Origin of the sequence: Pseudomonas sp. NPDC087342 (assembly GCF_044744265.1) — a bacterium.
GTDB classification, from domain to species: Bacteria; Pseudomonadota; Gammaproteobacteria; order Pseudomonadales; family Pseudomonadaceae; genus Aquipseudomonas; species Aquipseudomonas nunensis.
Window position 1 is genome coordinate 128,102 of record NZ_JBIUXZ010000005.1, and the last position, 21,767, is coordinate 149,868.

At 61.0% G+C, this 21,767-nt stretch carries 24 protein-coding genes; 13 read left to right on the plus strand and 11 right to left on the minus strand.

The features are described 5' to 3' along the window. Positions 1–200 precede the first annotated feature (200 nt). Together ACIOYV_RS14605 and ACIOYV_RS14610 are read left to right on the plus strand one after the other, a co-directional pair. On the plus strand, positions 201–776 hold the full coding sequence (locus ACIOYV_RS14605; RefSeq protein ID WP_290026944.1) for a flavodoxin family protein: 576 nt from the start codon (positions 201–203) through the stop codon (positions 774–776). Between the two features lie 28 nt (positions 777–804). Then, positions 805–1,629 (plus strand): alpha/beta fold hydrolase, encoded by an 825-nt coding sequence (locus ACIOYV_RS14610; RefSeq protein WP_401324555.1) that lies wholly within the window; start codon positions 805–807, stop codon positions 1,627–1,629. Positions 1,630–1,749: 120 nt separating this feature from the next. Here the strand turns inward: ACIOYV_RS14610 and ACIOYV_RS14615 are convergent, their stop codons facing one another. Then, positions 1,750–2,184, minus strand: coding sequence for a helix-turn-helix domain-containing protein (locus ACIOYV_RS14615; RefSeq protein WP_401324557.1), 435 nt, complete (start codon positions 2,182–2,184; stop codon positions 1,750–1,752). A 276-nt stretch (positions 2,185–2,460) separates the two neighbouring features. Here ACIOYV_RS14615 and ACIOYV_RS14620 point away from each other — a divergent pair, with 276 nt between their 5' ends. The 6 genes from ACIOYV_RS14620 (at position 2,461) to ACIOYV_RS14645 (ending at position 8,299) form a co-directional block, all read left to right on the plus strand. Beyond that, positions 2,461–3,444 (plus strand): MBL fold metallo-hydrolase, encoded by a 984-nt coding sequence (locus ACIOYV_RS14620; protein WP_054048927.1) that lies wholly within the window; start codon positions 2,461–2,463, stop codon positions 3,442–3,444. Between the two features lie 224 nt (positions 3,445–3,668). Then, positions 3,669–4,592, plus strand: a complete 924-nt coding sequence (locus ACIOYV_RS14625) for a LysR family transcriptional regulator (RefSeq protein ID WP_054615381.1) — start codon at positions 3,669–3,671, stop codon at positions 4,590–4,592. 330 nt (positions 4,593–4,922) lie between these two features. Continuing rightward, entirely contained in the window at positions 4,923–6,257 is a 1,335-nt protein-coding gene (locus ACIOYV_RS14630) for an acetamidase/formamidase family protein (protein WP_290026953.1), read from the plus strand. A 182-nt stretch (positions 6,258–6,439) separates the two neighbouring features. Then, positions 6,440–6,646 (plus strand): hypothetical protein, encoded by a 207-nt coding sequence (locus ACIOYV_RS14635; RefSeq protein WP_265044667.1) that lies wholly within the window; start codon positions 6,440–6,442, stop codon positions 6,644–6,646. A 62-nt stretch (positions 6,647–6,708) separates the two neighbouring features. Continuing rightward, entirely contained in the window at positions 6,709–7,548 is an 840-nt protein-coding gene (locus tag ACIOYV_RS14640; protein ID WP_401324560.1) for a DUF692 domain-containing protein, read from the plus strand. Continuing rightward, positions 7,541–8,299: a DUF2063 domain-containing protein gene (locus ACIOYV_RS14645; RefSeq protein WP_401324562.1), complete on the plus strand. Its 759-nt coding sequence runs from the start codon at positions 7,541–7,543 to the stop codon at positions 8,297–8,299. The genes ACIOYV_RS14640 and ACIOYV_RS14645 overlap by 8 nt, the downstream gene beginning before the upstream one ends. A gap of 110 nt (positions 8,300–8,409) precedes the next feature. Here the strand turns inward: ACIOYV_RS14645 and ACIOYV_RS14650 are convergent, their stop codons facing one another. Continuing rightward, on the minus strand, positions 8,410–9,297 hold the full coding sequence (locus tag ACIOYV_RS14650; RefSeq protein WP_401324768.1) for a pirin family protein: 888 nt from the start codon (positions 9,295–9,297) through the stop codon (positions 8,410–8,412). Positions 9,298–9,404: 107 nt separating this feature from the next. Between ACIOYV_RS14650 and ACIOYV_RS14655 the strand changes: the two genes are divergently transcribed. Continuing rightward, positions 9,405–10,304: a LysR family transcriptional regulator gene (locus ACIOYV_RS14655; protein WP_401324564.1), complete on the plus strand. Its 900-nt coding sequence runs from the start codon at positions 9,405–9,407 to the stop codon at positions 10,302–10,304. Here the strand turns inward: ACIOYV_RS14655 and ACIOYV_RS14660 are convergent. The 4 genes from ACIOYV_RS14660 to ACIOYV_RS14675 all read right to left on the minus strand — a co-directional run bounded on the left by ACIOYV_RS14660 (position 10,274) and on the right by ACIOYV_RS14675 (position 12,229). Next, positions 10,274–10,615 carry a hypothetical protein gene (locus tag ACIOYV_RS14660; protein WP_401324566.1) on the minus strand — a complete coding sequence of 114 codons (342 nt, stop codon included), beginning with the start codon at positions 10,613–10,615 and terminating at the stop codon, positions 10,274–10,276. The two genes, ACIOYV_RS14655 and ACIOYV_RS14660, sit on opposite strands and share 31 nt — an antisense overlap. Next, positions 10,612–11,070: a MarR family winged helix-turn-helix transcriptional regulator gene (locus tag ACIOYV_RS14665; protein ID WP_054048912.1), complete on the minus strand. Its 459-nt coding sequence runs from the start codon at positions 11,068–11,070 to the stop codon at positions 10,612–10,614. The genes ACIOYV_RS14660 and ACIOYV_RS14665 overlap by 4 nt, the downstream gene beginning before the upstream one ends. A 149-nt stretch (positions 11,071–11,219) precedes the next feature. Continuing rightward, the gene (locus tag ACIOYV_RS14670; protein ID WP_054048909.1) at positions 11,220–11,672 is read right to left on the minus strand and encodes an Ohr family peroxiredoxin; all 453 of its coding nucleotides are present in this window, start codon (positions 11,670–11,672) and stop codon (positions 11,220–11,222) included. Between the two features lie 104 nt (positions 11,673–11,776). Beyond that, the gene (locus tag ACIOYV_RS14675) at positions 11,777–12,229 is read right to left on the minus strand and encodes an Ohr family peroxiredoxin (protein WP_054048907.1); all 453 of its coding nucleotides are present in this window, start codon (positions 12,227–12,229) and stop codon (positions 11,777–11,779) included. Between the two features lie 220 nt (positions 12,230–12,449). Between ACIOYV_RS14675 and ACIOYV_RS14680 the strand changes: the two genes are divergently transcribed. Continuing rightward, positions 12,450–12,830, plus strand: a complete 381-nt coding sequence (locus ACIOYV_RS14680; RefSeq protein ID WP_054048905.1) for a RidA family protein — start codon at positions 12,450–12,452, stop codon at positions 12,828–12,830. 48 nt (positions 12,831–12,878) lie between these two features. Here the strand turns inward: ACIOYV_RS14680 and ACIOYV_RS14685 are convergent, their stop codons facing one another. The 5 genes from ACIOYV_RS14685 to msrA all read right to left on the minus strand — a co-directional run bounded on the left by ACIOYV_RS14685 (position 12,879) and on the right by msrA (position 18,098). After that, positions 12,879–14,312 (minus strand): amidohydrolase family protein, encoded by a 1,434-nt coding sequence (locus ACIOYV_RS14685; RefSeq protein ID WP_401324568.1) that lies wholly within the window; start codon positions 14,310–14,312, stop codon positions 12,879–12,881. Between the two features lie 25 nt (positions 14,313–14,337). Then, positions 14,338–15,111, minus strand: coding sequence for an ABC transporter substrate-binding protein (locus ACIOYV_RS14690; RefSeq protein WP_054048901.1), 774 nt, complete (start codon positions 15,109–15,111; stop codon positions 14,338–14,340). 325 nt (positions 15,112–15,436) lie between these two features. Next, positions 15,437–16,618: an ATP-binding protein gene (locus ACIOYV_RS14695; protein WP_401324571.1), complete on the minus strand. Its 1,182-nt coding sequence runs from the start codon at positions 16,616–16,618 to the stop codon at positions 15,437–15,439. Continuing rightward, the gene (locus tag ACIOYV_RS14700; protein WP_401324572.1) at positions 16,608–17,423 is read right to left on the minus strand and encodes an alpha/beta fold hydrolase; all 816 of its coding nucleotides are present in this window, start codon (positions 17,421–17,423) and stop codon (positions 16,608–16,610) included. Before ACIOYV_RS14700 ends, ACIOYV_RS14695 begins: the two co-directional genes overlap by 11 nt. 168 nt (positions 17,424–17,591) lie before the next feature. Beyond that, the gene (gene msrA, locus ACIOYV_RS14705) at positions 17,592–18,098 is read right to left on the minus strand and encodes a peptide-methionine (S)-S-oxide reductase MsrA (protein ID WP_054048897.1); all 507 of its coding nucleotides are present in this window, start codon (positions 18,096–18,098) and stop codon (positions 17,592–17,594) included. A gap of 23 nt (positions 18,099–18,121) precedes the next feature. Here msrA and ACIOYV_RS14710 point away from each other — a divergent pair, with 23 nt between their 5' ends. From ACIOYV_RS14710 to ACIOYV_RS14720, 3 genes are all read left to right on the plus strand, one after another. After that, positions 18,122–18,847 (plus strand): hypothetical protein, encoded by a 726-nt coding sequence (locus ACIOYV_RS14710; protein ID WP_401324574.1) that lies wholly within the window; start codon positions 18,122–18,124, stop codon positions 18,845–18,847. A gap of 473 nt (positions 18,848–19,320) precedes the next feature. After that, on the plus strand, positions 19,321–20,175 hold the full coding sequence (locus tag ACIOYV_RS14715) for an ABC transporter substrate-binding protein (RefSeq protein ID WP_401324576.1): 855 nt from the start codon (positions 19,321–19,323) through the stop codon (positions 20,173–20,175). A 69-nt stretch (positions 20,176–20,244) separates the two neighbouring features. Next, on the plus strand, positions 20,245–21,753 hold the full coding sequence (locus tag ACIOYV_RS14720) for an amino acid ABC transporter permease/ATP-binding protein (RefSeq protein WP_401324577.1): 1,509 nt from the start codon (positions 20,245–20,247) through the stop codon (positions 21,751–21,753). Positions 21,754–21,767: the final 14 nt, after the last annotated feature.

A 21,767-nucleotide genomic window follows, 5' to 3' on the forward strand; every position in this document is an offset into this window, starting at 1 on the left:
CGCGGTGGGGGTCGTTGCTGCGTATTTATTGCGCTCGAGTGTGACAAAAAGCACGGCGGGGCGCTGGACGCGGTTTTGAAAATTAACAACGTTTAACTCGTCGAGACTCTGGTCTACGCCCAAAACTCTGGAGCTTCAAGTCCAACGAAGACCGGTGTCTTCGCGCTGCAAAGGAATGGACACCTCTGGAGGATGCCGGAATGAGCGATGTGGTGGTGGTCTATCACAGTGGATACGGGCACACCCGAGTCATGGCCGAAGCCGTGGCGATGGGCGTGGAACGACACTTGGGCAGCACCTGTCGGCTGATTGCGGTGGAGGACGTCGAGACCCAGTGGGAGTACTTGCACCGGGCCGACGCGATCATCTTCGGCGCCCCGACTTATATGGGCAGCGCCTCGGCAGCCTTCAAAGGATTTATGGAAGCCACGGCGGCGTTTTACCTCGCCCAGCCTTGGCGCGACAAACTCGCCGCCGGGTTCACCAACTCCGGCTGCCTGTGCGGCGACAAACTCAACACCTTGCTGCAAATGGCCGTGTTCGCGGCCCAGCATTCGATGATCTGGGTCGGCCTCGACGTGTTACCGGCACGCAGCGGCACCGGCCTGTTCGATGGGCAACTCAATCGCCTCGGCAGCTCCCTCGGGGCCATGGCCCAGTCGAATGTCGAGCAATCCCCCGACGATGCGCCACCGCCCGAGGACCGTTGCACCGCCGCGCTTCTGGGCGAGCGGGTGGCGCGTCTGGCCGAACGCCTGCATCACACCCCGATTTGAAACATCCCCCCCAAAAGGAGCACGCCACATGAGCACATTCACTACCCGCGACGGCACAGAGATTTACTACAAGGACTGGGGCACCGGTCAGCCGATCATCTTCAGCCACGGCTGGCCGCTGAACGCCGACAGCTGGGAATCGCAGATGATTTTCCTTGCCTCCAAGGGCTACCGCGTCATTGCCCACGACCGTCGTGGTCATGGCCGCTCCAGCCAGCCGTGGTCGGGCAACGACATGGACACCTACGCCGATGACCTCGCGCAACTGATCGAGTTGCTGGACCTGAAAGATGCCGTGCTGTTTGGCTTCTCCACCGGTGGCGGCGAAGTGGCGCGGTACATCGGTCGCCACGGTACCGCTCGCGTTGCCAAGGCCGGGCTGATTTCCTCGGTGCCGCCGCTGATGCTCAAGACCGAAGCCAATCCGGGTGGCTTGCCAATCGAAGTGTTTGACGGGATTCGCCAGGCCTCGCTGGTGGACCGTTCGCAACTCTACAAAGACCTCGCCGCCGGCCCGTTCTTTGGCTTTAACAAACCGGATGCCAAGCCTTCGCAAGGCATGATCGACTGGTTCTGGCTGCAAGGCATGACCTCGGGCCACAAGAACGCCTATGACTGCATCAAGGCCTTCTCGGAAACCGACTTCACCGAAGACCTGAAGAAATTCGACGTGCCGACATTGGTGGTGCATGGCGATGCGGATCAGGTGGTGCCGATTGAAGCGGCGGGGATTGCTTCGGCGCGGTTGGTCAAGGGCTCGACGTTGAAGGTGTATCCGGGCGCGCCGCATGGCCTGACGGATACGCATAAGGATCAGCTCAACGAAGATCTGTTGGCATTTTTGAAGGGCTGATTAACACCGAAAAACCTGTGGGAGCGAGCCTGCTCGCGATAGCGGTTGATCAGTCAGCATTGATGTTGACTGATACTCCGCCATCGCGAGCAAGCTCGCTCCCACAGGGGATTGTGTTGTTCAGATGACTGGGATTGCCAACCCATTCCCGCATGGGATTGAGCGCACAACTCTGCACCGCCACGCAAACGGGGTAATCCCTTCGCTGCGGGTGAAGATGTGGCAGAAATGCGCCTGATCGCAAAAACCGCATTCCAGACTAATCTGCGTCAGGGTCAGGTCGGTATCGCGGATCAATTGCTTGGCTTTGGCGATGCGCTGGCAGCGAATCCAGTCCTGCGGTGACGACCCGGTGCTGCATTTGAATGCTCGGGAAAAATGACTGCGCGACAGGGCGCAGGCCCGGGCCAGTTCGGTCACTTCCAGGGTGTCGCTCAGGCCTTCGAGAATCAGTTGCTTGACCAAGGCTTCGCGCCAGGGGGCAAGGCCGCCGGTGGCGGTTTTAGGGGCCGGCGTGGCGGACGCCCTGACGGCGTAGTGCTGAACATGGGCCATGACAAATATCCGTGTCGGTGGGAATGCGCGGGCGCACTGCACGGTGGGTCAGCACCTTCCCTTTTGAAGAAAACAGGTCTGCGCAGAAGGCTTCATTCTTGGACGCGAGGGTCTGGCAGGCGAGTTAAACGTTGTTAATTCCGCGCTCGGTCCGGGCGAAGAAACCGCGCTAACTCAGCACATCGCTGCAATCGGGCAGGGGCTGGACGGTGCAACATGGGATACGTATGGCGATCCTTGGCGGGCCGCTTTCCTCAGGACATCAAAGGTGAACGCATGAAGCATTCTCTGGTTTGCACACTGGGCCTCGCGGTTGCGCTGGCCTCCGGTATTTCCCTCGCGGCGGCACCGGCGCAGGTCGGCACCCAAGTGCCTGGTTACTACCGATTGGCGGTGGGTGATTACGAAGTTACCGCGTTGTTTGACGGTTACAACGACCTGTCGCCGAAACTGCTCAAGGGCCTGACCCAGAGTCAGATCCGCGCGCTATTGGCCCGTCGTTCGATTGAAACCCCGGGTGTGCAAACCGCGTTCAATGCCTTTCTGATCAACACCGGCAAGCAATTGATCCTGGTGGACACCGGGGCAGGGCAGTGCATCGGCGCCACCGCCGGCATGCTCTCGGACAACATGAAAGCGGCGGGTTATTCGCCGGAGCAGGTCGACACCATCCTGCTGACTCACCTGCATCTGGACCACGTCTGCGGTCTGGTCGATGCCGAGCAAAAACCGGTGTTCGCCAACGCTACGGTCTACGCCGCCAAGGCCGAAGCCGCTTATTGGCTTGACCCGCAAGCCCTCGCCAAAGCACCCGAAGGCGCCAAGCCGTACTTCAAAATCGCTCAGGACTCCACCGCGCCTTACGTCGCGGCGGGTCGCTTCAAAACCTTCGATGCCGGCCAATCGCCGGTGCCGGGTGTCGAGGCCACATTGGAAGCCGGGCACACGCCGGGCAGCACCACGTACCGTTTCACCTCCCAAGGGCAGAGCATTCTGTTCATGGGCGATCTGGTGCATAACCTGGCGGTGCAGTTCTTGCACCCTGAGGTGTCGATCGGTTTTGACGTCAACGGTCAGCAAGCGATCAAGAGCCGCAACCAGGTCTTCACCGATGCCGCGACCAGCAAGACCTGGGTCACCGCCGCGCACTTGCCGTTCCCGGGCATTGGCCACATCGCCGCCGAGGGCAAGCATTTCCAATGGGTGCCTGTGGAGTACGGTCCTTACAAACGAGCGGCGAAAGTGCCTTTGATCGAGTAAAGTCCCCAGCACTGAGCTCAATGTCAGGGCAAACACAAAACCCGTGGCGAGGGAGCTTGCTTGTGGCGAGGGGGCTTGCCCCCGCTGGGCTGCGAAGCGGCCCCAAAAGAGGGACTGCTGCGCAGCCCGACGGGGGCAAGCCCCCTCGCCACAGGCAAGCCCTCTAGCCACAAGGTTTGGCGCTGACGACTTAGCCTTGGTGTAAACACAAAGGAAGCATGCTGATGAACCGTAACGATCTGCGCCGCGTCGACATGAACCTGTTGGTGATTTTCGAAGCCCTGATGTTCGAAAAGAACCTGACCCGGGTCGCTGAAAAACTCTTCATGGGCCAACCGGCAGTGAGTGCGGCGCTGGGGCGTTTGCGCGATCTGTTCGACGATCCGTTGCTGCTGCGCAACGGTCGCGGCATGGAGCCGACGGCGCGGGCGCTGGCGATTCTCAAGGAACTGCAACCGGCGATGGACGTGATCTCCGGTGCGGTCAGCCGCGCCAAGGAATTCGAACCGCAGAGCAGTTGTGATGTGTTTCGTATCGGCCTGTCGGATGACGCCGAGTTCGGCTTGTTTCCGCCGCTGCTGAGTCAGCTGCGCGAAGAGGCACCGGGGATCATCGTCGTCGTGCGCCGGGCCAATTACCTGCTGATGCCAGCGTTACTGGCGTCCGGGGAAATCTCCGTCGGTGTCAGCTACACCACCGATTTGCCGGCCAATGCCAAGCGCAAGAAACTGCGGGATATTCCCTGCAAAGTGTTGCGCGGTGACAAGCGCCCCGGCCCGCTGACCCTGGATGAGTACTGCGAACGGCCGCATGCGATGGTGTCCTTCTCCGGGGACTTGAGCGGCAACATCGATCTTGACCTCGCCAAGATCGGTCGCAGTCGGCGAGTGGTGTTGGGCGTGCCGCAGTTCAGCGGCTTGCGCGCCTTGTTGGCCGGCACCGAAATGATCGCCACAGTGCCGGACTATGCAGCGTGTGCCCTGGTCGAAGGCTGTGCCCTGCGCGCCGAAGATCCGCCGTTTCCCATCGAAGCCGCACAGTTGTCGATGGCCTGGAGCGGGGTGCATGACAACGATCCGGCAGAGAAATGGCTGCGTTCGCGCATCAGCCAATTCATGTCCGAACCCCTTAACATCCCAACCCCGTAACCCCAGACAAACACCACTCAACCTGTGGGAGCGGGCTTGCTCGCGAAAGCGGTGTGTCATTCAACATTGATGTTGGCTGACGCGACGCCTTCGCGAGCAAGTCCGCTCCCACAAGGGGTGAGCCGTGTTTTTCCGCCTGTATCCCACTGTATATAACGCGCCTCAAGATACAGTTCCCCTCAACACCAGCCCCTGCCGAACACAGACCAGATACAAACCTGCGATGAACTGTGAAGGCCAACGGCTGCCCCGCAAAAGGGTTCGCCCATGGCATCCCGGGGTCGCCACACAATCGGCGGCCGTTCGCTCCTGACTTAGAAGGGACCTTCCATGACAACGCTCCTGCCTCAATCCGATCTGCAACCGGCACCGCTGGATCGGCTGCGCGTCGACCATTACACCAACGGCATTATCGGCCCGAGCCAGCCGATGCTTGGCCCGTTGGCCGACGGCGGCACCCTGATCACCGGCACGCCGCCGGGCTGTTGGGGACCGATGATTACGCCGGCCTTCCAGGGCGGCCATGAAGTCACGCAACCGGTGTCGATTGCCGGCGCCGAGATCGGCGATGCGGTGGCGATCAAGATCAAAAGTATGCGCGTCACCTCCCTCGCCACCTCGTCCGGGGTGATGAGTTTCGTGGAAGGGCGTTATCACGGCGATCCCTTCGTCTCTAAATTCTGCGGCAAGTGTGGCACCGAACACCCGGCCAGCCATGTCGAAGGCATCGGCGAGGACGCGATCCGCTGCAACAACTGCGGCGCCGAGGTCAGCGCGTTTCGCTTCAGCCATGGCTATGTGATCGTGTTCGATGCGCAGCATCAGGTCAGCCTGACCGTCAATCAGGACATCGCCAATCAACTGGCCGGCAATGCTTCCGAGATGGCGGCGTTGCCGGAGTTCGCCGCCCAGCACTCGATCCTGTCCCTGGCCCGCGCCGACATGCCCGGCGTGGCGGCGCACATGCGTCCGTTCCTCGGCAACATCGGCACCACGCCGTCCCGGGACCTGCCCGATTCGCACAATTGCGCCGATTTCGGCCAGTACCTGATCGACGCGCCGCACCGTTACGGCATGACCCGCGAAGAACTGCACGCGGCCAAGACCGACGGCCACATGGACACCAATTCGATTCGCGAAGGTTGTGTGCTGATCTGCCCGGTCAAAGTGCCGGGCGCCGGGGTGTACATGGGCGACATGCACGCCCAGCAGGGCAACGGCGAGATCGCCGGGCATGCCACCGATTGCTCCGGGGAAACCGAAGTGCAGGTGCACGTAATCAAACACCTGCGTTTAGAGGGGCCGATCCTGCTGCAAAACCTCGATGACCTGCCGCCCATGGCCCGCCCGATGAATGCCGCGCAGCAGCAAAAAGTCCGTGAACTCGGCGCCCGTTGGGGCCAGCACGAGATCGAGCAAAGCGGCCCGATCACGTTTATCGGCAGCGGCGAGAACCTCAACCTGGCGGTGGAGAACGGTTTGCAACGCGCCGCTGCGGTCACCGGGTTGCCTTACGACGAAGTGCTCAACCGCGCCACCATCACCGGTTCGATCGACATCAGCCGCTTGCCGGGCACCGTGCGCGTGACCTTCCTGTGCCCGATGCCAGTGCTGGATCGCATCGGCATCGGCCATTTGGTGCGGGAAAAGTACGACTTGCCGTAACCGCAATCGGCGGGTTTGTACCGAACTGTGTACAGGCCCGCCGACGATACATCCGCTGGCATTTTCCAGCCAAACCGCACACAGACCCGATACATCCCTTCGCTTAAATGGACTCACCGGCCAGCACCGAGCCCTCGGTGCTGGAGACCGGTTCACCGTTATCCATTGCAGGAGTCTCACCCATGTTCAATTTCACTAAAGTTTCGTCCCTGGCAATCGGTCTGGCCCTGGTGGGCGGCCTGGGTCTGTCCACCGCCGCCTCCGCGCTGAGCATGACCGACCTGGCGTCGGGTTACAGCCAGGCCCAGGCTTCTGCTGATGTAGCGAAAGAGAGCGCTGAAGGCAAGTGTGGCGAAGGCAAGTGCGGCAGCGCCGCCGAAGAATCCTGAGACCGCTTGGTGGGGGCACCCCAGGTGCTCCCGCTCATTTGAACCCGGACGAGATCGACACTATGCAAACCTCCATTCCATCCACGAAAACCAGCGTCGGCCTGGGCCTGCGTCGCGGTTTGATGAAAGACCTCCAGGCCGCCCCGGTGGGTAGTTTCGACTTTCTGGAAGTCGCGCCGGAAAACTGGATCGGCATCGGCGGCGCCCATGGCGCGGCGTTGCGGGCCTTGGCCGAACGCTATCCGTTGTCGTGCCACGGCTTGTCTTTGTCATTGGGCGGGTCGGCGCCGCTGGATGTCGGTTTTTTGCAGGAAGTGCGGGTTTTCCTCGATCACTACAACGTGCCGCTGTACAGCGAGCACCTGAGTTATTGCAGCGATGACGGTCATCTCTATGACTTGCTGCCGCTTCCGTTTACCGAAGAAGCGGTGCATCACGTGGCCGCGCGAATTCGTCAGTCCCAGGACATTCTCGGTCGGCGCCTGGCGGTGGAAAACGTCTCCTACTACGCCGCGCCTCGACAAGACATGGACGAGCTGACGTTCACCAATGCCGTGCTGCGGGAAGCCGATTGCGACCTGTTGCTGGACGTCAACAATGTGTACGTGAACTCGATCAATCACGGTTTTGATCCACAGGTTTTTCTGTCCGGGATCGATGCCGGTCGTGTGGTGGCGATGCACGTGGCGGGGCATTTCGATGAGTCCGACACGTTGAAAATCGACACCCACGGCGCCTCAGTGAAACCGGTGGTGTGGAAGCTGCTGGCCGAGGCTTACGCGCGGTTCGGCGCGCAACCGACGCTGCTGGAACGGGACTTCAATTTCCCGGCGTTTTCAGAACTGGTGGCCGAGTTGCAGACCATTCGCCGCTTGCAAGGCACGGAGGTGACGCGTGGATAAACCATCGTTGCATCAACAGCAGGATGCCCTGACTCGCTACCTGCGCGACCCCGAACATTGCGCACCGCCGGCCGGGATGGACGCTGCACGGGTGCAGGTTTATCGCGATCTGGTGTTCAACAATATTTCGTTGCTGCTCAGCGGCACGTTTCCGGTGCTGGTGAAGATTCTTGGGGATGAGGATTGGCGTTTGTTGATGCGGATCTTCCTGCGGGACTACCGCGCCCACACGCCAAAGTTTGGCGAGATCGCAAAGGAGTTTGTCGAGTTTCTCGCGGGTGAGCCACAAGGCTTGAGCGAAACAACCTGGCCGCCGTTCATGCTCGAGCTGGCGCATTACGAGTGGGTCGAGATGGCGTTGCAACAGTCGGACGACGAGCCGTTGCCGGCGAGTGATACCGGGTTGCTATTGGAGCGTCCGTTGCAGCTTTCGCCATTGGCCTGGCCGTTGGCGTATGGCTGGCCGGTGCAATTGGTGGGGCCGGATTATCAACCGGAAACGGCGCCGGATCAGCCAACGTTGTTGCTGGTTCGACGCACGGCGGATTGGAGTGTGAAGTTCTCTGAGTTGAGCCCGTTGGCATGGCGTCTGTTGCAGTGGATTGGCGAGTTTCCCGAGCTGGATGGGCGTGCGCAACTGCAAGGGTTGGCGGAGGAGGCGGGGGCTGCCGGGTCTCAGGAGTTCATGGAAAACGGCTTGGCGTTATTGCAGCAGATGCATGCGCAATGCGTACTCGGCGTCGTGGCATGAACCTAGTCCCTTGTAGGAGCGAGGCTTGCCCGCGAAGGCGTCCTTTCATTCAACATTGATATCGACTGATACGACGTCTTCGCGGGCAAGCCTCGCTCCTACAAGGGTGGTTATTTGTAGATTGGGGTCGAACGTGTTCCAGACTCCGGGGACGTCTGTGCTCTGAGCCTTTCGCCCAACCGCTGAATATTGGCTTCCCCGGTGTTCAACGCTTGCATGCTGGTGTGCACCGAGTAGCTGCCCATTTTCAGTTCATGAGGATGAGGCACCGCCGAACCGAGTACGAATACCGCGTCACCCTGATCGCCCGCCTCAAGCGTCAATGCACCATTGCCGGGCTCGAAAGCCACCAGTTCACCTTCCTGGATCGGCTCCGGCGAGCGCAACGTGCCACGGCTGATGCTCAACCACAGCACCTCATGGCCTGCGGGTGGCTGGTATTCCCAGCGCTGGCCGGCAGCCAGGGTCACCAATAGATAGGTGATCCCCGAAGGCGCGCGCACCGGGCTGCGCACATCTTGATACTCGCCGAGAATGACCCGGGCCGGACCCGCGTGTGGCATCGCATCGGCCTCCAGGTATTGGCTGTCCACGGGCGCCAGTTCAAGAGCGGCGGGCAGCGCGATCCACAATTGAAATCCCTGAACCCGCGACGAGGTGCCGGCCGACAACTCTTTGCCGTGCCACACGCCGGCGCCAGCGCGCATCCATTCGACGCCGCCATAGCCGATCAGCCCGGTGCCGGAATCCGGGTCGTCAAACCGCAAGTTGCCTTCGGTGATAACAGTAATGGTGGCGATCCCGGAATGAGGATGCAGCGGCATGCTGCCAAACAACCGCAGATCGGTTTCGAACAGGTCGAGGAACACGAACGGCTTGAGCAACTGCCCGAAATCCGAAGGGCTCATGAGCCGCACGATAGGGCCGTGGCCTTGACCGCGGGTGCTGTGGCTGATGCGACGGGTGTTATCGGGCAGGCGAGCGCTGAGCGAATTCATCTTCATGTCTCGGACTTTGAAAAAGAGAAGCCAAGGGTATCCAGCGTGTAATACGTTGATAAGTCGCTATGATTGGCTTGAACCCGTCCATTTTTGGAAGTAATGCCGTGCTGGATCTGAATGAAGTCGCTATGTTTGTCCAGGTGGTGCAGGCCGGCAGTTTTGCCGGGGCGGCGCGGCGCCTGGGAATGCCGGCCAATACCTTGAGTCGGCGCGTGGGGCAGTTGGAACAGCACTTGGGCGTGCGGTTGTTGCAGCGCTCCACGCGCAAACTGGTGCTGACCGACGCGGGGCGTTCCTTGCACGATCGCAGCGCGGCCCAGGTCAATGAGTTGATCGACGCGGCCCGCCATTTGGCCGGGGACAGCCAGGAGCCGAGCGGCGCGGTGCGGGTAGCCGCCCCGGCGGATTTTTTCGACGTGTACCCGATGGAGCGGATCGCCGAATTTCTCCAGCAGTACCCCGGCGTGCAGCTGGATTTTCTGCTCAGCGATGGCCGGGACGACTTGATCGACAAGGGCATCGATGTCGCGTTCAGAGGCGGTGATTTACCGGATTCGAGTCTGGTGGCACGCAGGATCAACACAGTGTTTCAGGTGTTGGCGGCCAGCCCGGATTACCTGCAAACCCATGGCATTGCGCAGACGGTAGAAGAACTGTCGACCCACGAATGCATTCGCCCGGTGAGGCCTGCCGCGAGCACCGTGTGGAACCTCGACGGGCCACAGGGCACGGTCAGTGTCGAAGTCTCGGGGCGTTTTTGCGCCAACACTGCGCAAGCACAATTGAAGGCGGCGCTGGCGGGGCTCGGTATCTGCCTGCTGCCCTTGCCGTTCTTGCGCGAGAGCCTGCAAACCGGGCGTTTGATTCAGATACTGCCGGACAACGGGCGTTTCAAGAATGGCCTGAACATCGTGTACCCGAGTCGTCGGCAGGTGCCGCTGGCGGTCAGCCGATTCGTCGAGCAGATCGTCCGTTACCTGGAGTCGGACGCGTCATCTACCTGACCGGGTTCGGCGCTCAGCAACCGCTCGATCCGCGCCAATTCCCAAGTGCTGAGCAAACTCACCGGGTCGGTGCCGTAGCGTTGCCAACTGTCGAAAACACCCTCGCGGCCGTCCGGGCTCTGACAACTTTGGCAGTGACGCAGGCGTTGACCGTCAAGGTCGAGGGTCAGGCGCCAGCCCTCGATATCGATCTTCATAGACTCGGACGTGCCGGGTGGATCGAGGCGCTGCAAAGGACGAACGCCCAGAGCGGCGTCGCGCAATAACTGGCAGACCTCGCGGGCGGTCAGGGCAGGGCGGTCTGCGTTCATTCCCCGTCTTTCGTCGACTTGATGACGTTGCTGCGCAACCGCACGATCGCTTTCTGCAATTGCGTGAACTCGTCCTGGGTCAGGCCCGTGGTATCGGCGCCCAATTGCGGTTGGTCCTTGCGTAAATCGCGACCGGCCTGGGTCAGGTTGATCCGCACCTGGCGCTCGTCTTCGGGATCGCGTTGGCGCTGGACATAGCCCATGGCTTCGAGTTTTTTCAGGATGGGGGTGAGGGTGTTCGATTCCAGAAACAGCTTTTCGCCGAGGCTGCCGACGGTCTGATTGTCTGCCTCCCACAGCGCAACAATGGTGATGTATTGCGTGTAGGTCAGCCCGACCCGTTCGAGCACCGGTTTGTAGGCTTTGCCGAAGGCGAGGTTGGTGGAGTAGACCGCGAAACACAGGAAGTCGGAGAGCTTCAGGTCGGCGGGGTTAAATTTGTCGGTGGGTTCCATGGGCATCCTCTTTGGCCAGTTTTATGGCTTGAATGCGTGAAATATACATCGTGTGCGATGGTGTCGGAAATGCTCAAAATTAGCGCGGCCTTCGATGGTGGGCGGTCGGTTCGACGCGCAGGGCAGCGTCGAACCGGCCACACGGGGTGTTACGCCGTGAGAACGTTCAGAGCCACGTCGATATTGCCGCGCGTTGCTTTCGAGTACGGGCAGATCTGGTCGGCAGTGTGCGCGAGGGTCGTCGCCACATCATGCGCCAGGCCTGGTACCCGCAACGTCAGCCGCGCCTGGAGGAAGTAGGCCGGACCGGTCTGGCCCAAGTCGACTTCGATATCCACGGAGAAATCCGACGGCAACACCACGTTCATTTCACCGGCTACCAAACCAACAGCAGCGGTGTAGCAGGCCGACCAAGCGCCGGCGAACAGTTGCTCGGCGGCCGGGTGTGGTTGGGTGCCCGCGAACACGTGGGCTGGCTTCGCATTGCCGGGCGACGAGAGCTGGATGTCGACGCTGCCGTTATGCCCACGGGAGGTGGTGCCAGTGCTGCTGATCGTGGTGTGGGTTTTGCCGGTGGCCAGTACTTTTTCAATCTTGCTCATGATGGATTCTCACTGTTCTGTAGTTGTGTTCGCATGCGAGTGTATCGCATGCGATATATATGGGGCTTTTAGTAGGTCAGGTGTTATCAATTCTGCTCAGGGCGTTACGCCGTGAGAACGTTCAGGGCCACGTCGATGTTGCCTTTGATCGCTTTCGAGTATGGGCAGATGCTGTCGGCGGCGTGCACTAGTGCGTTGGCGGTGTCTTCCGACAGACCTGGAACGCGCAGGGTCAAGCGAGCCTGGAGGAAGTAGGCCTGACCGGTCTGGCCCAGATCGACTTCGATATCCACAGCGTGATCGGCTGGCAGCTCAACGTTCAGTTGCTTGGCGGCGAGGCCGACAGCGGCGATGAAGCAGGCAGACCATGCGCCGGAGAACAGTTGCTCGGCGGTCGGGTGTGGCTGGATGGCGGTGAACACGTGGGCCGGTTGGGTGCTGCCAGGCGAAGAGAGCTGGATATCGACGCTGCCGTTATGGCCACGGGAAGTGGTGCCAGCGCTGCTCAGGGTGGTGTGGGTTTTGCCGCTGGCCAGGACTTTTTCGATCTTGCTCATGGGATGAATCCTCAAAAATTGCATTAGGTTTGGTTTTGTTATCGTATACGTTTATATCGCATCCGATGGAATAATATTCCTCCAGATGCAGAGACGTGTCAACAGGGGATTTAGGGGCTAGCCGACGAGTGGCGTCGCGCGGTATTTCGAAGGCATTGCTCGAACAGTCTGGCGATGGGGCTGTAAACTCATCGCCCGATACATCTTCAAGAGATCCTCAATGGCAAACCAAGACATCACCTTCATCCCCGACCCAGACGCGGATTCCATCTCCTCCGACGTCGCCGGTTTCGGTGGCCTGCTGGTTTCCACGCAGATCCCCACGCGTGCCGATGGCAGCCTGGAACTGGGCGGGATTGTCGAGCAGAGTGAATGCACCTTGCAGGCGCTGAAAGTGGCGCTGGAAGGCGCCGGCAGTTCCATGGATCGGGTTTTGCACCTGACCATCTACCTCACCGACATGGCCGACCGCGCCGCGTTCAACGAGGTGTACCAGCGCTTCTTTGCCAAGCCGTGGCCGGTACGCGCCGCCGTTGGCGTGGCCGCTTTAGCGGTGGAAGGCATGCGTGTGGAAGTCACCGCGATGGCGGCGAAGGGCTGAGTCTGCGGACTGTCCAAGCGGCCGTGCATCGCGCGCGGCCGCTACGCCCTAGCGGCGAATGAACTGCCCGCTGCGCGCCTCGGTGTTGCTTCCCTGGCTAAAAGACAGTTCACCGTTGACCCACACCGCGTCGATGCCTTGGGGTTGCAGCGTCGGCTCGTCGAAGGTGGCGCAGTCGCGGATAGCGGCGGCGTCGAACAGCACCAGATCGGCGTACGCGCCGACGCACAGTTGACCACGATCGCGCAGCCCGAAACGCTCGGCTGGCAGCCCGGTCATCTTGCGCACGGCTTCTTCAAGCGTAAACAACGCCTGATCGCGGCTGTAATGGCCGAGCACCCGAGGAAAAGTGCCCCATAACCGAGGGTGCGGACGCGGGTCGTTCGGCAAGCCATCCGAGCCAATCATGGTCTGCGGATGCGCCAGGATGCGCTGCACATCACGCTCCTCCATCTCGTGGTAAATCGCACCGCCCGGTTCCAGCCGTTGTGCGGCCTCAACCTGCGGCAGATTCCAGATCCCGGCTATTTCCTCGAGGGTTTTGCCGGCCATTTCCGGGTGCGGAGTAGACCAGGTGATCTGGATCTTGAAACCTTCATCAACGATGGCCGGATCAATCGTGGTCGAACTCGCCGCATAGGGATAGCAATCACAGCTCACCGGATGCTGCTGCCGAGCCGTGTCGAGCCGACCGAGAATCGCCGTGCTGCGCCCCCAGTTCTGCCGCCCGGCGCACTTGAGGTGAGAGATGATCACCGGCACCCCGGCGTCTCGACCGATGTCGATGGCCTCGTCGATGGCTTCGATAATCGCGTCATCTTCGGAGCGGATGTGGCTCACATAGATCCCGCCGACCGCCTGCAAAGTCGCCGCCAGATAATCAATTTCCACTGTCGGTGCTTGCAGCGCATTGCGGTAGGCCAGCCCGGTGCTCAGGCCCAGCGCACCCTGATCCAGAGCTGCCTGCAAATCATCGCGCATGCCCTCCAGCTCAAGGGTCGTGGCGGGGCGGTCGAAGCGTTGCATGTGGTTGGCGCGTAACGCGGTGTGCCCCACCAGCGCCGCGACATTCACCGCCGGCCGGACCGCTTCGATGGCCGTCGCGTAATCGGCAAAACTCGGGTATTTGAAATCCGCGGCGCCACCGAGCAGGTTCATCGGGTCCGGTGGCTCACCGCGCAGGCGCACCCCGGCCGCGCTGATGCCGCAGTTACCGACGATCACCGTGGTCACGCCCTGGCAGATTTTCGGCAGCATCGCCGGCTGGTTGAGCAGTGCCAGGTCATCGTGAGTGTGCACGTCGATGAAGCCGGGGCTGAGGATTTTGCCACCCGCGTCAATCACGTTCAGCGCCTCAAGCCCGGACAAATCGCCGATGGCATGGATGCGCCCGTCCACCACCGCGAGATCGCCGATAAATGGAGCTGCCCCCGTGCCGTCGATGAGGGTGGCATTGCGTATCAGCGTTTGAATGACCGTCATGCAAGGGACTCCCGCGCGGCAGGTTTCAGTTGCCGTAAATGTCGTAGGTAAAGTACTTCTGCTGGACCTGCAAGTAAGTCCCGTCGGCGCGCAGGGCCTGGATCGCCGCATTGAAACGCTGGGCCAGTTCGGTGTTGTCCTTGGCCACCGCAATGCCGGCGCCTTCACCGAAGTATTCCTTGCTGCGCAGCTCGGGCCCGACAAAGGCGAAACCCTTGCCGCGCGGGGTCTTCAAGAAGCCTTCTTCCAGCGGCGCGGCATTGGCGATGGTGCCGTCGAGGCGGTCAGACACCAGGTCCAGGTAGATTTCCGACTGCGAGCCGTATCGAACCACCTCCACCCCCAGCGGTTGCAGCTTGTCGGTCGCAAAACGATCCTGGGTCGCGCCGCGCTGCACGCCGATGCGCTTGCCCTTGAGCGAACTGAAACTGTCATCGACTTGCGCGCCTTCCTTCATCACCAGACGGGCCGGGGTTGCGTAGTACTTGTCAGTGAAGGTCACCGAGCGTTTGCGTTCATCGGTGATCAGCATCGAGGAAATCGCCGCGTCGATCTTGTGCACTTTCAAGGAGGGAATCAGGCCATCGAATTCCTGCTCGACCCACACGCATTGGGTCTGCATTTTTGCGCACAGGGCATTGCCGATGTCGTAGTCGAAGCCACCAATTTTGCCGTCGGGCGTCTTGAACGCGAACGGCGGATAAGCCGCTTCGATGCCGATCCGCAACGGCTTGTCCGCCGCTTGGGCACCCAAGGTGCACACTGCCAATGCAAGACCCAGCCATAGTGCTTTGTTCACGGTGTCTCTCCTGTTTCCGGGGCAGGCCGCAGACCATCGACGGACGAGCCCCTTATTGATTGATTGAGGTGGACGGGCAGATAGACGACTGAAGACAACCTTGGCGTGGCCCATGAAAACGGGCTTTCTGTTATTTTTTTCCACAATAGACAGTTAAGTCTATAAGTGTCAATCGCGGCGTTGGCCGGGGCGATAGGAGGGGGGTTGCACATGGATTGAGTGCGCGCCCGGTGCTTTAAGGCGCAGGTGTCCTGGAGCAACGTCAAGGTGGGGTTGCAGATTCGAACTGATGGCGTTGAAGAGTTTGATCAGGCGGGGAGCGTGTTCAATGCTGAGTGTCGACTACCGGAAAGCGCACGCTGAATGTCGTGCCAATGCCGGTTTTTGAAACCACCGAAACATCGCCGCCATGCGCCCTGGCGATTTCCCGGACAATGAACAACCCAAGCCCGACGCTGCGCACGTCGCTGTCGGTTTCGGTGCCACGGGTCATGGGCTCGAACAGCACCGCCAGCAACGCGTCCGGGATCACCGTTCCGTGGTTATGCACCGCAATAACGGCGTGGTCATCGACCCATTCCGACGTTACGGTAATCGGCTGCTGCAAATCACCATAAGCCACGCTGTTGGCGACCAGGTTGCCGATAATCTGTTGCGCCCGGTCAGCATCCAGGTACGCGTTGCCCGAACCGATGGACTGATGCAGCAGCGTCGCTTGCGGGAAGGCGACACGCAGTTCATCAATGCTATGGCTGATAAACCGGTGCAGATCGAGCCAGTCAGGTGAGATCGCAATGCCGCGTCCGACTCGGGCCAGGGCGAAGTCCAGCAGGTCGGCGATCATCCGTTCCGCACGGTCCGCCGATTGACTGATGTGGCCGAGCATTTTGCTTTCTTTGGGCGTGCGCTCAGCGCGGGCGAGGATCTCGGAGGCCATCTTGATGGCGGTCAGCGGGTTTTTCAGGTCGTGGCTGACGATGGCGACCATTTGCTCGGCGAACGTGGCGCGGCGCAGGGATTTTTCGTAGGCGTCGTTCAGTTCGATCTGGGCGCGTTGCAGGGCGGTTTCAGCCGCGGTTTTTTCACGCACCAGGTCTTCGGCGATTTTCCGGGCGTTGAGCAGTTCGCGCTCGTACTTGTCGCGATCGGTAGTGCCGAACAGCGCCAGTTCATAATAGGCACTGCCAGCGTGTTCGCGGCGGACACCGTTGAGCAACATGGTGACGGTGCGTTTTTCCTGATGGATCAGATCGAGCTTCACCTCGGCCACCGAACCTTGCATCTGCATCAGCGGCGCCCAGTGGGTTTGATGGAAAATCCGCCCGCCCATGGTCAGCAGGTCCTGGAAACGCCGACCGATCAACGCCTGGGCGTCGAAGCCGATCCAGAGGCTGAACGTCTGATTGCTGCGCAGGATCGTGCCATCTTCTTTCGTCACCACCAATCCGCAGGGGGCTTGTTCGAACAGTGTCTGCGCGTCGGGCAGCGGCGGTTGCTCAGTCGACATTGGCGCCCATCCACGGCGACAGGAACTGGTCCATGGCTTTAGAACAGGCACTCGGCGCGCTCATGTGCGGACAGTGGCCGACGTTGGCCACCAGGCTGAGCGTGCTGTTGGGCAGGACGGCGTGCAGGTATTCACCGACCGCGACGGGGGCGATCAGGTCGTCGGTGGATTGCACAATCAGGGTCGGCGTGGTCAGCCCGGCGATGTCCTGGCGGTTGTCGGACAGGAATGTCACCCGCGCAAACTGCTTGGCGATCTCGGGTTCGGTGCGGCAGAAACTGTTGGTCAGCTCTTCGCCCAGCGCCGGTTGCCCGGGCGCACCCATGATGACCGGGGCCATGGTGCTCGACCAGCCGAGGTAATTGCTGTCGAGGGTATCGAGCAGCGAGTGGATGTCCTCGAGTTTGAAACCGCCCACGTAGTCGTCGACATCGATGTAGCAGGGCGAAGGGCCGATCATCACGTGAGCGGCGATTTTGCCGGGGGACAGTCGATCAGCCAGGGCGCCGATCATGCCGCTGACGGAGTGGCCGACGACAATCACCGGGCCGCTGGCGTATTGATCGATGATCTCGCTCAGGTCCCGGGCGTACCCGGCCAGGGAGTTGTATTTTTCCCGATCATACGCATCGAGGTCCGACTGGCCCGCGCCGACCAGGTCATACAGCACGACCTTGAAACGACCGGTGAAGTGGTCGACGAGGTAACGCCACATGGTCTGGTCGCAACCGAAGCCGTGGGAAAAGACCAGTGTCGACGGACCTTCACCCAGCACTTTCACGTTGTTGCGATGTTGAAGATCCATGCGTGCTTTCTCTATCTGGCCAAAGGCATTTTTGGCGTCTTTGGCAGTGTAGATAGTCAAAGGTATCCGGTCACGCGTTAAAGCCGCATGCCGATTTGATAAAGGAGTCGGGTGAGGTGGCAACGGGTGTAACAGAAGCGACTCATTCGAGCCGCCTCTGTTGTGTGATTACGCCCGTCGCGGCAGTTTCCAGTTGGGGCGAATGAAGTGGCAGGTGTAGCCGTCGGGCAGGCGTTCGAGGTAGTCCTGGTGTTCCGGTTCGGCTTCCCAGAACGGGCCGGCCGGGGTGATTTCGGTGACGACTTTGCCAGGCCAGAGGCCGGACGCCTCGACGTCGGCGATGGTGTCTTCGGCGACCCGTTTCTGCTCATCGCTGAGGTAGAAGAGGGCGGAGCGGTAGCTGGCGCCGATATCGTTACCCTGGCGATTCTGAGTTGTCGGGTCATGGATCTGGAAGAAAAACTCGAGAATCTGGCGGTAGCTGATCTGCTCCGGGTCGAACACGATCTCGATCGCTTCGGCGTGGTTACCGTGGTTGCGATACGTCGCGTTCGGCACATCGCCGCCCGAATAACCGACCCGCGTGGACACCACGCCGGGATAGCGTCGCAGCAGATCCTGCATGCCCCAGAAGCAACCACCGGCCAGGATGGCGGTTTCGGTTTGCGTCGTCATGGATAGTCATTCCCCTTGGTGAAGTGGCCCGTTTACTGGTTACCGATCGGGCTGTTGAACTGGTCGGAGTAACTGCCGTCCATGAGCGAGGATGCCACGCGATCAGAACCTATTCCACTGCGCGAGTACGCGAGGCGAGCAGCATTGAGGTGATCTGCGCCGTCGGAGGCCAAGGCTCCTGCGCCGACGTGATCGGAGCCGTCGGAGGCGACTGCTCCGGCGCCGACGTGATCGGAACCATCGGAGGCGACTGCGCCGGCGCCTACGTGATCTGCGCCATCAGAGGCAACTGCGCCGGCGCCGACGTGATCGGAGCCATCGGAGGCGACTGCTCCGGCACCGACGTGATCGGAACCATCGGAGGCGACTGCTCCGGCGCCGACGTGATCCGCGCCATCAGAGGCAACTGCCCCGGCGCCGACGTGATCTGCGCCATCGGAGGCAACTGCTCCGGCACCGACGTGATCTGCGCCATCGGAAGCAACTGCACCAGCACCGACATGATCAGAACCATCAGAGGCGACTACGCCGGCACCGACATGATCAGAACCATCGGAGGCGACTGCCCCAGCACCAACATGATCAGCCCCATCGGAAGCAACTGCCCCAGCCCCGACATGATCAGAACCATCCGCCGCAACCGACCCCGCGCCGACATGATCCGCACCATCCGAAGCCAAGGCGCGTGCCTCTGCCGCCCACGCACCCGGCATTACCACAGTGGCCGCAAGTGCCAATACAACGCCTGAAAAAAACTTATATTTCATGATGTTCTCCATAACCCATCAGCCGCAAAGCCATCGAGCACGGTCGGTCGAACGATCCGACGCTGGGGCTCGGGCTGGTTACGTTGGCGATTGGCACGGGTGCGCTGCACAGCGCACAGGTGTCGACGTGTTGCGTGACGCTCAGATATCGAACTCATGAGTATAGATCGCCTATAGCGACGGGCCCGGGCCGGTGACCATCGGTCCGGGTCGTGCGCGATGGGTAACAGCTTGGAACCTCACGCCAGCCTGAAAAACCGCTGCTTTTTGCCCCGCGACGTGGCCTTCGGTAACCACGTGCACGGATTGGCATGCGCGCCCGTCGAAAAAGAACAATTCACAGATAAAAAACTTTCCATCAGACCTTCAATTCTGGATTTGGCACGCTAAACGCATATGTGTGGTTAGACGATTGTTGAACAATCGCCATCCCCCCGCCAACCGAGGATAAGAACATGCAAAAAGGTCTGACTGGCAAGAACACCAAGCGCAACCTGGCGTTAACGGTCGCCCTGGCGTGCGTGGCGCCGCTGCTGTCTGCCGCCGAGATCAAGGGCACGCTGAAGCCGGGCGAGCTGTCGGTCGGCTCCGACCTGACCTATCCGCCGTACACCTATCTGGAACAAAAGCAGCCCAGCGGCTTCGATCCCGAATTCATCCAGTTGATCGGCAAACAACTGGGGCTGGCGCCGCGCTTTCTCGATACGCGGTTTGCCAACCTGATCCTGGGCGTGAATGCCCAGCGATTCGATCTGGTCGCCTCGGCGCTGTACGTCACCCCGGAACGCGCCAAGCAGGTGGATTTTCTCAGCTACTTGAAGACAGGTTCTTCGCTGATGGTGCTCACCGCCAGTGACTTCCGGCCACAGCGCCCGGAAGACCTGTGCGGCAAACGCGTGGGCTCGATCAAAGGCGCGTCCTGGGTGCCGAAACTCAACAAAGTGTCCGCCGACTATTGCCTGGCCTCGGGTAAACCGGCGATTGAGTCCCGTGAATTCCCGACCTCGCCGGAAGCGGCCCAGGCCCTGCTGGCCAAGGCGGTTGACGTGCAAATGGAAGACCCCGCCGTCGCCAAGATCACCGTGCAAAAACTGCAGGGCAAAACGGTGATCAGCTCCACCGAACTGATCTACCCGGTGGTCATCGGCCTGGCGGTGCGCAAAGGCAATCAGGCGCTGCTGGGAGAACTGACCACGGCCCTCGGCCAGATCAAACAGAACGGCAGCTACGGTGAATTGCTCGCCCGCTACAACCTGGACGAACCGAATGCCGAGGAAATCAACGCAGCGCTGGGCACCCCTGCACCCTGAGCGATCCGGTAGCCGATTCATCGATTCTTTCCAGGCTGTGGAAACCTCACAGCAACGCGGAGTACGTACATGCAATTCGATTGGCATTACACCTTGGGCCTGTTGTGGAACGGCGATTTCTGGCGCGCCGTGGCGACCGTGGTCGAACTGAGCCTGGAAACCTGGCTGCTGGGGATCGTCCTGGGCTTCTTCCTGGCCCTGGCGCGGCAGTCGCAGCGACGTTTGCTGCGGGATGCGGCGGGCCTCTATATCTGGTTCTTCCGCAGCCTGCCGCTGCTGGTGCTGTTGATCTTCGTCTACAACTTGCCGCAGGCGTATCCGTCCACCAGCGCGTTGCTGTCCAACCCGTACTCGGCCGGTTTGATCGCGTTGGTGCTGAGTGAAGCGGCGTATATCGCCGAGATCCATCGCGGTGGTTTGCTGGCGGTGGCCAAGGGGCAACTGGAAGCGGGCAAGGCGTTGGGCGTCGGTTATCGCGGCGTGCAGCGGCTGATCGTGGTGCCTCAGGCGCTGCGCGTCGCGTTGCCGACCCTGGCCAACGAATACATCACCATCGTCAAGCTGACCTCGCTGGTCTCGGTGATTTCGCTGTCGGAAATCCTGCTGGTCGGCCAACAGCTCTACACCCAGAACTTCCTGGTCATGGAGACCATGTTCGCGGTGGCCTTCTACTACGTGTTTATCGTCACGGTGTTCAGCCGTCTGCTGCGGCTGCTGGAAAACCATCTGGACGTGACCCGGCGCAAACCCAAGCGCATCGCCGCCGTCGAACTCGGGCAGGTAGCGACCCGGCGTGCGGCCGGTCAGGCTGAGCCCGGCGAGTTTGCGTTGCAGGCGCGGGGCGTGCGCAAGTCCTATGGCGAGCTGGAAGTGCTCAAAGGCGTCGAGCTGAATGTGCGTTGGGGCGAAGTGGTGTCGATCATCGGCCCATCCGGATCGGGCAAGACTACGCTGATCCGCACCATGAACGGCCTGGAAAGCCTCGACCACGGCGAAATCACCCTGCAGGGCCAACCCTTTCTGCGGGGCACAAAAGAACCGCAGGGCGCGTTGGGCCACAAGGTACACATGCAAGGCATTGTGCAGGTCGGCATGGTGTTCCAAGGCTTCAACCTGTTCCCGCACAAGACCGCCCTGGAAAACGTCATGCTCGCACCGGTCTATCACGCCCATGGCGGCGGCGATGAGCTGCGCTTGTTGAGCCTGGCGCTGTTGCGCAAAGTGGGCATGTTGGAACACGCCGGCAAATACCCGCATCAACTGTCCGGCGGTCAGCAACAGCGGGTGGCGATTGCGCGGGCACTGGCCATGCGACCGTCGGTAATGCTGTTCGACGAACCGACTTCGGCCCTCGACCCGGAACTGGTGGGCGATGTTCTTGGCGTGATTGAGGAACTGGCCCGCGAAGGCATGACCATGGTGATCGTGACCCATGAAATGAACTTCGCCTTCCGGCTCTCTGACCGGGTGGTGTTCATGGAAGCTGGCGAGATTATCCAGAACGCCGCGCCGCGCGAGATGCTGGAACAGCGCAGCGAGCGCATGACCAAGTTCCTCAAAGACGTACAACTGGCGTGAGCGGAGGAGTGCAA